This is a genomic window from Pseudomonas sp. Pseusp88 (genome assembly GCF_047303955.1).
Taxonomy (GTDB): Bacteria; Pseudomonadota; Gammaproteobacteria; order Pseudomonadales; family Pseudomonadaceae; genus Aquipseudomonas.
Genome location: NZ_JBGLYM010000013.1, coordinates 73999 through 87001 on the forward strand (window position 1 = coordinate 73999; position 13003 = coordinate 87001).

Annotated in this window: 9 protein-coding genes and 3 tRNA genes; 9 read left to right on the plus strand and 3 right to left on the minus strand. The window is 57.7% G+C overall.

The features are described from left to right. The first annotated feature begins 187 nt into the window (after nt 1-187). The 9 genes from ACCD02_RS17555 (at nt 188) to ACCD02_RS17595 (ending at nt 9368) form a co-directional block, all read left to right on the plus strand. Nucleotides 188-264, plus strand: a tRNA-Arg gene (locus ACCD02_RS17555). 49 nt (nt 265-313) lie between these two features. Then, nucleotides 314-389 (plus strand) — tRNA-His (locus ACCD02_RS17560). Between the two features lie 61 nt (nt 390-450). After that, nucleotides 451-535 (plus strand) — tRNA-Leu (locus ACCD02_RS17565). Nucleotides 536-880: 345 nt separating this feature from the next. After that, nucleotides 881-2191: a trigger factor gene (tig, locus tag ACCD02_RS17570; RefSeq protein WP_413304293.1), complete on the plus strand. Its 1311-nt coding sequence runs from the start codon at nt 881-883 to the stop codon at nt 2189-2191. Between the two features lie 91 nt (nt 2192-2282). Continuing rightward, the gene (clpP, locus tag ACCD02_RS17575; RefSeq protein WP_259102465.1) at nt 2283-2918 is read left to right on the plus strand and encodes an ATP-dependent Clp endopeptidase proteolytic subunit ClpP; all 636 of its coding nucleotides are present in this window, start codon (nt 2283-2285) and stop codon (nt 2916-2918) included. A 111-nt stretch (nt 2919-3029) separates the two neighbouring features. Further along, nucleotides 3030-4313: an ATP-dependent Clp protease ATP-binding subunit ClpX gene (clpX, locus tag ACCD02_RS17580; RefSeq protein WP_413304295.1), complete on the plus strand. Its 1284-nt coding sequence runs from the start codon at nt 3030-3032 to the stop codon at nt 4311-4313. A 150-nt stretch (nt 4314-4463) separates the two neighbouring features. Then, on the plus strand, nt 4464-6860 hold the full coding sequence (lon, locus tag ACCD02_RS17585) for an endopeptidase La (RefSeq protein WP_413304298.1): 2397 nt from the start codon (nt 4464-4466) through the stop codon (nt 6858-6860). 139 nt (nt 6861-6999) lie between these two features. Further along, nucleotides 7000-7272, plus strand: a complete 273-nt coding sequence (locus ACCD02_RS17590; protein ID WP_002552737.1) for an HU family DNA-binding protein — start codon at nt 7000-7002, stop codon at nt 7270-7272. 221 nt (nt 7273-7493) lie between these two features. Next, nucleotides 7494-9368 carry a SurA N-terminal domain-containing protein gene (locus ACCD02_RS17595; protein WP_413304303.1) on the plus strand — a complete coding sequence of 625 codons (1875 nt, stop codon included), beginning with the start codon at nt 7494-7496 and terminating at the stop codon, nt 9366-9368. A gap of 190 nt (nt 9369-9558) precedes the next feature. On the opposite strand, the gene fabI is transcribed toward ACCD02_RS17595, so the two are convergent. From fabI to ACCD02_RS17610, 3 genes are read right to left on the minus strand one after another with little or no spacing between them, the layout of a single operon-like run. Then, complete coding sequence (fabI, locus tag ACCD02_RS17600; RefSeq protein ID WP_413304305.1) at nt 9559-10353, minus strand: enoyl-ACP reductase FabI; 795 nt, start codon at nt 10351-10353, stop codon at nt 9559-9561. An 18-nt stretch (nt 10354-10371) separates the two neighbouring features. Continuing rightward, nucleotides 10372-11982 (minus strand): ABC transporter ATP-binding protein, encoded by a 1611-nt coding sequence (locus ACCD02_RS17605; RefSeq protein WP_413304308.1) that lies wholly within the window; start codon nt 11980-11982, stop codon nt 10372-10374. Between the two features lies 1 nt (nt 11983). Then, nucleotides 11984-13003 carry an ABC transporter permease gene (locus ACCD02_RS17610; protein ID WP_413304311.1) on the minus strand — a complete coding sequence of 340 codons (1020 nt, stop codon included), beginning with the start codon at nt 13001-13003 and terminating at the stop codon, nt 11984-11986.

Sequence of the window (13003 nt, forward strand, 5' to 3'; positions counted from 1 at the left end):
TAGCTGAATTTTTTTTGAAAAAGAGTTGACGACCTCAAGGCTCGTCTATAAGATTCGTCGCACTTGTCGGGCAGAGCCCAGCACTGGTTAAGCTAGCACTGGTTGATTCGGTCGGTCAGAGTTGCAAATTGGCTCGATGTGATGAAAGCCTTTAATTTGTAGTCGTTAAAGAATGCAGATTATATAAGTGCCCGTAGCTCAGCTGGATAGAGCATCCGCCTTCTAAGCGGATGGTCGCAGGTTCGAGTCCTGCCGGGTGCGCCACTAAAGGCAGCTTTGGCACAAGTAAGATGTAACGTCACAACGCAATATGGTGGGCGTAGCTCAGTTGGTAGAGCACAGGATTGTGACTCCTGTTGTCGTGGGTTCGATCCCCATCGTCCACCCCATATTCGAACAAAGAAGGCGCCAGATTTATAATCTGGCGCCTTTGCTTTAAAAGCCTGTAACGCGGATGTGGTGGAATTGGTAGACACACTGGATTTAGGTTCCAGCGCCGCAAGGTGTGAGAGTTCGAGTCTCTCCGTCCGCACCAGACAATAGAAAAAGCCGCCTAGTGCGGCTTTTTTTGTTTCAGCATTTTGTTTTTCGTCCCGCAGACCTGTCAGCCCAGGCTGCCGCCGGTCTTGCGGGGCGTGTTTCACGGTTGGAGTCGGTGTCAGGGTCTGCGTATTCCTTCCTTTATATAAAGGCCGGGCCAGACACCTTTTCGGCAGGTAGAAGGCAGTCCCGATTGCCCTTCGCTGTCCGCCTGTCTCCGGCATCCTAATTTGCCCTTTTTCAGTAGGGTGACTTCTTGAGTTCGACCCACTAGAATGCTTGCCCTTAGATTCTGGGGTCGGGAACCGGCCGGCTAACGTCTGTGCAACGAGGAATATCCATGCAAGTTTCTGTTGAAAATACTTCCGCTCTTGAGCGCCGCATGACCATTGGCGTGCCTGCCGAACGCATCGAGACTGAAGTCAACAAGCGTCTGCAGCAGACTGCACGCAATGCCAAGATTCCAGGCTTCCGCCCTGGCAAGGTGCCAATGAGCGTCATCCGTCAGCGCTATGAAGAAGGCGCGCGTCAGGATGCGCTGGGCGAAGTCATCCAGGCTTCGTTCTACGAAGCCGTCGTAGAGCAAAAGCTGAACCCTGCAGGTGCTCCTTCCGTAGAGCCCAAGTCCTTTGAAAAGGGCAAGGATCTGGAATACGTAGCCACCTTCGAAGTGTTCCCTGAGTTCACCGTTGCCGGTTTCGAGTCGATCGCTGTAGAGCGTCTGTCGGCCGAAGTCGCTGACAGCGACCTGGACAACATGCTGGAAATCCTGCGCAAGCAGAACGTTCGTTTCGAAGTGGCCGATCGCGCCGCCCAGAACGAAGACCAGTTGAACATCGATTTCGTCGGCAAGGTCGACGGTGAAGTCTTCGCCGGTGGTTCGGCTACCGGTACCCAGCTGGTTCTGGGTTCCGGCCGCATGATCCCTGGCTTCGAAGACGGTCTGGTTGGCGCCAAGGCTGGCGAAGAGCGCGTGCTGAACGTGACCTTCCCAGAGGACTACCAGAACCTGGAGCTGGCCGGCAAGGCCGCCGAGTTCACCGTGACCGTGAACACTGTTTCCGAGCCTAAGCTGCCTGAGCTGAACGAAGAGTTCTTCAAGCAGTTCGGCATCAAGGAAACCGGCATCGACGGCTTCCGCACCGAAGTTCGCAAGAACATGGAGCGCGAGCTGCGCCAGGCCATCAAGTCCAAGGTCAAGAATCAGGTAATGGACGGCTTGCTGGCCGCCAACCCGATCGAAGTACCGAAAGCCCTGCTGGAAAACGAAGTCAACCGTCTGCGCGTGCAAGCGGTTCAGCAGTTTGGTGGCAACATCAAGCCTGACCAACTGCCAGTCGAGCTGTTTGAAGAGCAGGCCAAGCGTCGCGTCGAGCTGGGCCTGATCGTTGCTGAAGTGGTCAAGCAGTTCGAACTCAAGCCTGATGACGCCCGCGTTCGCGAGATGATCCAGGAAATGGCTTCCGCTTATCAGGAGCCTGAGCAGGTTGTCGCCTGGTACTACAAGAACGAACAGCAAATGAACGAAGTGCGTTCGGTTGTGCTGGAAGAACAAGTTGTGGATACTGTTTTGCAGAAAGCTAGCGTGACCGACAAATCGGTCTCCTACGAAGAAGCGGTCAAGCCGGTAGAAGCTCCAACAGCCGACTGATTTTTTCTCTCGTTCGAAAACACCCATAAGCCAGCCTTCGCGCTGGCTTATGCGTATTCAAGCCATGACTATTTGGGAGTGAATGCAGGACATGTCCCGCAATTCTTATATTCAGCAGCACTCTGACATCCAGGCCGCCGGCGGCCTGGTCCCGATGGTTATCGAGCAGTCCGCCCGTGGCGAACGCGCCTATGACATCTACTCGCGCCTGCTCAAGGAGCGAGTGATCTTTCTGGTAGGTCCGGTAGAAGACTACATGGCCAACCTGATCTGTGCGCAACTGCTGTTCCTTGAAGCGGAAAACCCGGACAAGGATATCCATCTCTACATCAACTCGCCGGGCGGTTCGGTGACTGCGGGCATGTCGATCTACGACACCATGCAGTTCATCAAGCCCAACGTGTCGACCACCTGTATCGGTCAGGCCTGCAGCATGGGCGCGTTCCTGCTGACCGCCGGTGCCGAAGGCAAGCGTTACTGCCTGCCGAACTCGCGCGTGATGATTCACCAGCCTCTGGGCGGTTTCCAGGGCCAGGCTTCGGATATCGAAATCCATGCCAAGGAAATCCTCTTCATCCGTGAGCGTCTCAACACGCTGATGGCCAAGCATAGCGGGCACACCCTTGAAGAGATCGAGCGCGATACCAACCGCGATAACTTCATGAGTGCCGAAGCTGCGCGTGAGTATGGGTTGATCGATGAAGTGATCAGCCAGCGCCCTGCTTAAACCCAGCAACGCAAAATAAGGTTGGTCGGCTGCGCTGATCACTTGCGGGCTTGAAAAAGCCTGCAATTGCCTTCATCTTGTGTTGCAAGCCTACCGGATTGGATCGATCGAATGACTGACACCCGCAACGGCGAGGACAACGGCAAATTGCTCTATTGCTCCTTCTGCGGCAAAAGCCAGCATGAAGTGCGCAAATTGATTGCCGGCCCCTCGGTCTTTATATGCGACGAGTGCGTCGACCTGTGCAACGACATCATCCGCGAGGAGGTGCAGGAAGCCCAGGCCGAAAGCAGTGCGCATAAATTGCCATCGCCGAAAGAAATCAGCAGCATCCTGGATCAGTATGTGATTGGCCAGGAGCGTGCGAAAAAGGTTCTGGCCGTAGCGGTTTACAACCACTACAAGCGTCTGAACCAGCGCGACAAGAAAAATGATGACGTTGAACTGGGCAAAAGCAACATCCTGCTGATCGGCCCTACGGGCTCCGGCAAGACGCTGCTGGCTGAAACGCTGGCCCGCCTGCTCAATGTTCCGTTTACCATCGCCGACGCCACCACCCTGACCGAAGCCGGTTATGTGGGTGAGGACGTGGAAAACATTATTCAGAAGCTGTTGCAGAAATGTGATTACGACGTAGAGAAGGCCCAGATGGGTATCGTCTATATCGACGAAATCGACAAAATTTCGCGCAAATCCGACAACCCTTCCATTACCCGTGACGTGTCCGGCGAAGGTGTTCAGCAGGCTCTGCTGAAGCTGATCGAAGGCACCGTGGCTTCCGTACCGCCCCAAGGCGGCCGCAAGCATCCACAGCAGGAATTCCTGCAGGTGGACACGCGCAATATCCTGTTTATCTGCGGTGGCGCATTCTCGGGCCTGGAGAAAGTTATCCAGAACCGTTCCACCAAGGGCGGCATCGGTTTCAACGCCGAAGTCCGCAGCAAGGAAGAAGGCAAGAAGGTGGGTGAATCGCTGCGTGAAGTCGAGCCCGACGATCTGGTCAAATTTGGCCTGATCCCCGAGTTCGTCGGCCGCCTGCCGGTCCTGGCGACATTGGACGAGCTGGACGAAGCTGCGTTGATGCAGATTCTGACCGAGCCGAAAAATGCCCTGACCAAGCAATACGCCAAGCTGTTCGAGATGGAAGGTGTGGATCTGGAGTTCCGTACCGATGCGTTGAAATCGGTTGCCCGTCGCGCGCTTGAGCGCAAGACCGGTGCCCGTGGCCTGCGCTCCATCCTGGAAGGCGTGCTGCTCGACACCATGTATGAGATCCCTTCGCAGACCGACGTCAGCAAGGTGGTGATCGACGAAAGCGTGATCGACGGTACTTCCAAGCCGTTGTTGATCTACGAAAACAGCGAGCCGCCTGCCAAGGTTGCTCCTGAGGCGTGAGTCACACTGCTGCATGAAACAAGAAGGGGCCTTCGGGCCCCTTTTGCATTTCCTGCATCAGCGCTTGTTTTTTCAGGAAGCTACCCCCATCTTGAATCCAAGCTCATTCCAACCTGTCCACGGCCGTTTGGCCGCCGTAGAGGCGAAATCATGAAAACCACCATTGAATTGCCTCTCTTGCCATTGCGAGATGTTGTGGTTTATCCGCACATGGTTATCCCGCTGTTCGTGGGGCGCGAGAAGTCTATCGAAGCCCTTGAGGCTGCGATGACGGGCGACAAGCAAATCCTTTTGCTCGCGCAAAGAAATCCTGCCGATGATGATCCTGGTGAAGACGCGCTCTATAGCGTCGGCACCATTGCTACTGTCCTGCAACTGCTGAAGCTCCCGGATGGCACGGTCAAAGTGCTGGTCGAAGGTGAGCAGCGTGGCTCCGTTGAGCGCTTTATCGAGGTTGACGGCCATTGCCGCGCCGAAGTCGTCCTGATTGACGAAGTTGACGCGCCTGACCGTGAATCGGAAGTGTTCGTGCGCAGCCTGCTGGCGCAGTTCGAACAATATGTGCAGTTGGGCAAGAAAGTCCCTGCCGAAGTCCTGTCGTCGCTCAATAGCATCGATGAGCCGGGTCGCCTGGTCGATACCATGGCTGCGCACATGGCGCTGAAGATCGAGCAGAAGCAGGAAATTCTCGAAATTATCGACCTGCCTGCACGTGTCGAGCATGTGCTGGCGCTGCTGGACGCTGAAATCGACCTGTTGCAGGTTGAGAAACGCATCCGTGGTCGGGTCAAGAAACAAATGGAGCGCAGCCAGCGCGAGTACTATCTGAACGAGCAGATGAAGGCCATTCAGAAAGAGCTCGGCGACAGCGAAGAAGGTCACAACGAGATCGAGGAGCTGAAAAAGCGTATCGATGCCGCTGGCCTGCCCAAGGATGCCCTGACCAAGGCCACTGCCGAGTTGAACAAGCTCAAGCAGATGTCGCCGATGTCGGCTGAAGCGACCGTGGTGCGTTCCTATATCGACTGGCTGGTCCAGGTGCCGTGGAAGGCCCAGAGCAAGGTGCGTCTGGATCTGGCCCGTGCCGAAGACATTCTCGATGCCGATCATTACGGTCTGGACGAGGTCAAGGAACGCATTCTCGAATATCTCGCGGTGCAGAAGCGCGTGAAGAAGATTCGCGGTTCGGTCCTGTGCCTGGTCGGTCCACCGGGTGTGGGTAAAACCTCCCTGGCCGAGTCCATCGCCCACGCCACCAATCGCAAATTCGTGCGTATGGCCCTGGGTGGTGTGCGCGATGAAGCGGAAATTCGCGGTCATCGCCGGACCTACATCGGTTCGATGCCAGGAAGATTGATACAAAAGATGACCAAAGTGGGCGTGCGCAACCCGCTGTTCCTGCTCGACGAAATCGACAAGATGGGCAGCGACATGCGTGGCGATCCGGCCTCGGCACTCCTTGAAGTGCTCGACCCGGAGCAGAACCACAACTTCAACGACCATTACCTGGAAGTCGATTACGACCTGTCCGACGTCATGTTCCTGTGCACCGCGAACTCGATGAACATCCCGCCAGCGCTGCTGGACCGGATGGAAGTCATTCGCCTGCCTGGCTACACCGAAGACGAAAAGATCAACATCGCTACCAAGTACCTGACGCCCAAGCAAACCACCGCCAACGGCCTCAAGAAGGGCGAGTTGGAGTTCGAGGAAGAGGCGATCCGCGACATCATCCGCTACTACACCCGTGAAGCGGGCGTGCGCGGGTTGGAGCGGCAGATTGCCAAGGTGTGCCGCAAGGCGGTCAAGGAACACGCGCTGGAGAAACGCTTCTCGGTGCGCGTGAGCGCTGAAATGCTCGAACATTTCCTTGGCGTGCGCAAATTCCGCTACGGTCTGGCCGAGCAACAGGATCAGATCGGTCAGGTGACCGGCCTGGCATGGACCCAGGTGGGCGGCGAATTGCTGACCATCGAAGCCGCTGTCGTACCGGGCAAGGGCCAGTTGATCAAGACCGGTTCGCTGGGCGATGTCATGGTCGAATCGATCACCGCAGCGCTGACCGTTGTACGCAGCCGGGCCAAGAGCCTGGGGATCCCTCTGGACTTCCATGAGAAGCGCGACACCCATATCCATATGCCGGAAGGCGCGACGCCCAAAGACGGCCCTAGCGCTGGCGTAGGCATGTGCACGGCCCTGGTTTCGGCCCTGACCCAGATCCCTGTGCGTGCGGACGTCGCCATGACCGGGGAAATCACCCTGCGTGGCCAGGTCCTGGCCATCGGTGGTTTGAAGGAGAAACTTCTCGCCGCGCACCGGGGGGGGATCAAAACTGTGATCATCCCGGAAGAAAACGTACGCGATTTGAAGGAAATTCCTGACAACATCAAGGCAGATCTGCAAATCAAGCCAGTTAAATGGATTGACGAAGTCCTGCAAATTGCGCTGCAATACGCGCCGGAGCCCTTGCCGGATGTAGCTTCCGACATGGTGGCAAAGGATGAAAAACGCGAGTCTGACTCTAAGGAAAGAATTAGCACGCATTAAGTCTGGGAGGCCTTCCTTGACAGCTTTTTGGAGCCCTTGTTATAAAGCGGCTCTTCTAGTGTCTGTTGGCCTTCAGCGCCCGTTTTGCTTAAACCAAAAACTTAGAAATATCTCAAATATAGACATAAGGGGACTTAGAGTGAACAAGTCGGAACTGATTGATGCTATCGCTGCATCTGCTGATATCCCGAAAGCTGCTGCTGGCCGTGCGCTGGACGCAGTGATCGAATCCGTCACTGGCGCTCTGAAGGCTGGCGACTCTGTGGTACTGGTTGGCTTTGGTACGTTCTCTGTTACTGACCGTCCTGCTCGCATCGGTCGCAATCCTCAGACTGGCAAGACGCTGGAAATCGCAGCTGCCAAGAAACCAGGCTTCAAAGCCGGTAAAGCACTGAAAGAAGCTGTCAACTAAGTTCTTCTCGCCTTTGCCCTGCCGCAGCAGCGTTTGGCTGCTGTGGTAGCGGAGCGGTAAACCAGCCGGTTGCAATACCTGTCTGTCATTCCAGGTCTCGTTAACGAACCTGTCCGCTTCGCGATTTACGAGAAGGCGCATCCTCGGATGCGCCTTTCTTCTATCCGCTTTCTACCCACGCTCCGCGGTTGGTTAGTCAGTTCAACCGTTTTGGGGGACGCATGCTGCAGAACATCAGGGACAATTCACAAGGCTGGATTGCCAAAACAATCATCGGCGTGATCATGGCGTTGATGGCTTTGACGGGCTTCGACGCCTTGTTCCGGGCCACCAGTACCAGTCAGGACGCGGCCAAGGTCAATGGTGAAGAGATCACCCAGACCGAGCTGAGCCAGGCTGCCGACCTGCAACGCCGTCAGCTTGCACAACAGCTGGGCAAGGACTTCGATCCTGCGCTGCTGGACGACAAAATGCTGCGCACGTCGGCCCTCAAGGGCCTGATCGATCGCAAGCTGCTGCTGCAGGGCGCTCATGACGCCAGGTTCGGCTTCTCCGAAGCTGCGCTGGACCAACAGATCCTGCAAATGCCGGAATTCCAGGTCGACGGCAAGTTCAATGCCGATCGCTTCGATCAGGTCATTCGCCAGCTGGGCTTCGGTCGCATGCAATTCCGTCAGATGCTGACCCAGGAAATGCTGATCGGTCAGATGCGCGCCGGTATTGCCGGTAGTGCGTTCGTTACTGATGCCGAGGTCGAGGCCTTCGCCCGTCTGGAAAAACAGACCCGCGATTTCGCCACCCTGACCCTGCCGGCCGATATCGCCGCCGCGAAAGTGACCGACGACGAAATCAAGGCGCATTACGACGAACACGCCAAAGAGTTCATGAGCCCCGAGCAGGTGGTGCTTGATTACATCGAGTTGAAGAAGTCCGCCTTCTTCGACAAAGTGCAGGTCAAGGACGCCGACTTGCAGGCCGCCTACCAGAAAGAAATTGCCAACCTGGCCGAACAACGCCGTGCCGCGCACATCCTCATCGAAGTCAACGACAAGATGAACGATGCCCAGGCCAAGGCGAAGATTGAAGAGATCCAGCAGCGTCTGGCCAAAGGTGAAGACTTCGCGGCGCTGGCCAAGGAGTTCTCTCAGGATCCGGGTTCGGCTGCCAAGGGTGGTGATCTGGGCTACGCCGGCAAGGGTGTCTACGATCCAGCATTCGAGGCGTCCCTGTATGCCTTGAACAAGGATCAGGTCTCGGCGCCAGTACGCAGCGAGTTCGGCTGGCACTTGATCAAGCTGCTCGGCGTTGAAGCACCATCGGTACCGACCTTTGCCAGCCTGAAGGACAAGTTGACCCACGATCTGAAAGCCGACCTGGTCGAGCAGAAGTTCGTCGATGTCAGCAAACAGCTGGAAGACGCCGCATTCGAAGCCTCCGACCTGGCCCAACCGGCTCAGGACCTGGGGCTGAAAGTGCAGACGACTCCGGCATTCGGTCGCGATGGTGGCGCTGAGGGTATTATCGCCAATCGTGCAGTGATCCAGGCAGCGTTCAGCCCGGAAGTCCTGGAAGAGGGCGCCAATAGCGGCGTAATCGAGCTGGATCCGGAAACCGCAGTGGTGGTTCGCTCGAAAGAGCATCGCCAGCCAGAGCAGTTGCCATTGGCCGCTGTTTCGGACGCGATCCGTGCCCAGTTGCTCAAGCAGCATGCCAGCGACGCAGTCAAGGCCAAGGGCGATGCCCTGCTGGCTGGCTTGCGTGACGGCAAGATCCCGCTGGCAGCGAAGCAGGACGGTGTCAGCTGGAAGGTTGTCGAAGCGGCCACCCGCAGTCAGGAAGGCCTGGAGCCGTCTGTGTTGCAGACGGTGTTCCGCATGCCCAAGCCTGAAGGCAAGGACAAGCCGGTCTACTCCAGCCTGACCGCTGCCGATGGCAGCTTCGTGATCGTGCGCCTCAATGGTGTGAATCACGCAGCAGCGCCAACGGATCAGGAAAAGGCGCAGTACCGCCGCTTCCTGGCCTCCCGCGCCGGCCAGCAGGACTTCGCATCGTTCCGCGCCCAGCTGGAAAGCAAGGCGAAGATCGAGAAGTTCTAAGCTATCCGCAGCAACAAAAAAGGCCGCTCATTGAGCGGCCTTTTTTGTTAACTGCGTAACTATCTGAAAGGTTGGATCTTTTGTGGGAGCGAATTCAGTGGGAGCGAATTTATTCGCGAAGAGGACCTTGAATGCACAGAAAATCTGACGTCTGCCCCGGCCCCTTCGCGGATGTTTGTCCCTCTGAAGATCACTCTTCGATATTGCCCATCGCCGTGGTGTTGAAGCCGCCGTCGACGTACATAATTTCACCGCTGATGCCCGACGCGAGGTCGGAGCACAAGAAGGCGCCAGCGTTGCCGACTTCGTCGATGGTGACGTTGCGACGCAGCGGGGTTTGCGCTTCGTTGGCGGCCAGCATCTTGCGGAAGTTCTTGATGCCGGAGGCTGCCAGGGTGCGGATCGGGCCGGCCGAGACGGCGTTGACGCGAGTACCTTCCGGGCCGAGGCTGCCGGCCAGGTAACGTACGCCCGCTTCCAGGCTGGCCTTGGCCATGCCCATCACGTTGTAGTTCGGCATGGTGCGCTCTGCGCCCAGGTACGACAGGGTCAGCAGGCTGCCATTGCGGCCTTTCATCATTTCGCGACCGGCCTTGGCCAGGGCTACGAAGCTGTAGGCGCTGATATCGTGGGCAATGCGGAAGCCTTCACGAGTGGTGGCTTCGGTGAAGTCGCCATCGAGCTGGTCGCCCGGGGCGAAGCCGACGGAGTGAACGATCACGTCCAGGCCGTCCCACTTCTTGCTCAGCGCTTCGAAGACCTTGGCGATTTCTTCGTCGCTGGCCACATCGCAAGGGAAGCACAGCTCAGGGCTGGAGCCCCAGCCTGCGGCGAACTCTTCGACACGACCCTTGAGTTTGTCGTTCTGATAGGTGAAGGCAAGTTCAGCGCCTTCACGGTGCATGGCGGCAGCAATACCGGATGCGATGGACAGTTTGCTGGCGACACCGACGATCAGGACGCGCTTACCGGCGAGAAAACCCATGTGTTGTTCCTCTTCAGGTTAATCGACAGCGACTGGAGCCAGGAAAGCGGCTTCCAGCAGCTGCTGTGTATAAGGATGTTGCGGCGCGGCAAAGACAACCTCTGCCGCACCCTGTTCGACCACTTGGCCGTGTTTGACCACCATCAACTGGTGGCTTAACGCCTTGACCACCGCCAGGTCATGGCTGATGAACAAATACGTCAGGTTGTACTTGGTTTGCAGTGACCGCAGCAGCTCCACTACTTGACGCTGTACCGTGCGGTCGAGGGCCGAAGTCGGCTCGTCCAGCAAAATCAGCGCCGGTTTTAACACTAATGCCCGGGCAATGGCGATTCTCTGCCGTTGTCCGCCGGAGAACTCATGGGGGTAGCGGTGCCGGGTTTCCGGGTCCAGGCCTACTTCCCTGAGTGCTTCGATGATTGCCGCTTCCTGCTCTTGCGGCGTACCGATACGGTGGATACGCAGGCCTTCGCCGACAATCTCGCCTACCGACATACGTGGGCTCAGGCTGCCGAACGGGTCCTGGAACACCACCTGCATCTGCCGCCGTAGCGGTCGAATCTGCTGTTGCGACAGGCAGTCTAGCGTTTTGCCCTGAAAGCGTATGCTGCCTTTGCTGGCGATCAAGCGCAGGATTGCCAGGCCCAAGGTCGATTTCCCCGATCCGCTTTCGCCGACAATCCCCAGGGTCTGGCCCTGCGGCAGGCTGAAGTGGATGCCGTCGACTGCCTTGACGTGATCCACGGTCTGCTTGAACAGGCCTTTCTTGATCGGAAACCAGACCCGAAGGTCCTCGACCTCCAGCATCGGCGCCCCGGCCGCATTGGCCGAAGGGCCGCCGCTGGGCTCGGCGCTGAGCAGCAATCTGGTGTACGGATGCTGGGGCGAACGAAACAATTCGTCACAGGATGCCTGTTCGACGATGCAACCGCGTTGCATGACACATACGCGGTTGGCTATTTGTCGAACCACGTTCAAATCATGGCTGATCAGCAGCAGCGCCATGCCCAGTCGCGCCTGCAATTCCTTGAGCAATTCGAGGATTTTCAGCTGCACGGTGACGTCCAGGGCGGTGGTCGGTTCGTCGGCGATCAACAGCTCCGGCTCGTTGGCCAGGGCCATGGCAATCATTACGCGCTGTCTCTGGCCGCCTGAGAGCTCGTGTGGCAGGGCTTTGAGACGCTTTGCCGGCTCTGGTATGCCGACCAGCTCCAGCAGCTCCAGGGTGCGTCTGGTGGCGTCCTTGCCGGTCAGGCCTTTGTGCAGGCCAAGTACTTCGTTTATCTGCTTTTCGATGGATTGCAGCGGATTCAGAGAGGTCATGGGCTCCTGAAAGATCATGGCGATGCGATTGCCACGAATGCTGCGCAGTTTTTTCTCATCCAGGGTCAGCAGATCCTGCCCGGCGTAGCGGATGGTTCCGCTCGGATGCCACGCCTGGGGGTAGGGCAGCAGGCGCAGGATTGAATGGGCGGTGACCGACTTGCCTGAGCCGCTTTCGCCAACGAGGGCCAGGGTCTCGCCCTTGCGGATATCGAAGCTGATACCCGCGACGGCACGCTGCTGGCTGTCCCCACCCACGAACTCGACCGCCAGATCGCGGATTTCGATCAGATTGTCCTGATTCATGTCATTTCCTTGGGTCGAAAGCATCGCGGGCGGATTCGCCGATAAACACCAGAAGGCTGAGCATCAAGGCCAGTACGGCGAAGGCGCTGATGCCCAGCCATGGCGCTTGCAGGTTGGATTTGCTCTGGGCCACCAGTTCGCCCAGGGATGGTGAACCGGCGGGCAGGCCGAAGCCAAGAAAGTCCAGCGCCGTCAGGGTGCCGATGGCGCCAGTGAGGATGAATGGCAGGAAGGTCATGGTCGAGACCATGGCGTTGGGCAGAATATGGCGGAACATGATGCCGATATTCTCCATGCCCAGGGCCCGCGCCGCGCGCACGTATTCCAGATTGCGCCCGCGCAGGAACTCGGCACGGACCACATCCACCAGGCTCATCCAGGAAAACAGCAGCATGATGCCCAGCAGCCACCAGAAGTTGGGCTGCACGAAGCTGGCGAGGATGATCAGCAGGTACAGCACCGGCAGTCCCGACCATATTTCCAGGAAACGCTGGCCGAGCAGATCGACCCAGCCGCCATAGAAACCCTGCAACGCCCCGGCGATCACGCCGATGATCGAGCTGAGCACGGTCAGGGTCAGGGCGAACAGTACCGACACACGAAAGCCATAGATGATCCGCGCCAGGACGTCGCGACCCTGATCATCGGTGCCCAGCAGGTTGTCCCGGGAGGGCGGTGCGGGCGCCGGCACTTTCAGGTCGTAGTTGATGCTCTGGTAGCTGAACGGGATCGGTGCCCACAGCGTGAAACCGTCCTTGGCCTTCAACAGCTCCTTGATGTACGGGCTCTTGTAGTTGGCTTCCAGAGGGAATTCGCCGCCGAAGGTGGTTTCCGCATAGCGCTTGAACACCGGGAAATACCACTCGCCGTCATAGCGCACCGCTAGGGGCTTGTCGTTGGCGATCAGTTCGGCACCCAGGCTCAGGCCGAACAGGATCAGGAACAGCCACAGCGACCACCAGCCGCGCTTGTTGGCCTTGAAACGCTCGACGCGGCGGCGATTGAGAGGAGACAGCTTCAT

Bases quoted from the DNA above. Each gene is read 5' to 3' on its own strand.
- tig (WP_413304293.1), top strand. From the start codon at position 881: ATGCAAGTTTCTGTTGAAAATACTTCCGCTCTTGAGCGCCGCATGACC.
- clpP (WP_259102465.1), top strand. From the start codon at position 2,283: ATGTCCCGCAATTCTTATATTCAGCAGCACTCTGACATCCAGGCCGCC.
- clpX (WP_413304295.1), top strand. From the start codon at position 3,030: ATGACTGACACCCGCAACGGCGAGGACAACGGCAAATTGCTCTATTGC.
- lon (WP_413304298.1), top strand. From the start codon at position 4,464: ATGAAAACCACCATTGAATTGCCTCTCTTGCCATTGCGAGATGTTGTG.
- ACCD02_RS17595 (WP_413304303.1), top strand. From the start codon at position 7,494: ATGCTGCAGAACATCAGGGACAATTCACAAGGCTGGATTGCCAAAACA.
- fabI (WP_413304305.1), bottom strand. From the start codon at position 10,353: ATGGGTTTTCTCGCCGGTAAGCGCGTCCTGATCGTCGGTGTCGCCAGC.
- ACCD02_RS17605 (WP_413304308.1), bottom strand. From the start codon at position 11,982: ATGAATCAGGACAATCTGATCGAAATCCGCGATCTGGCGGTCGAGTTC.
- ACCD02_RS17610 (WP_413304311.1), bottom strand. From the start codon at position 13,003: ATGAAGCTGTCTCCTCTCAATCGCCGCCGCGTCGAGCGTTTCAAGGCC.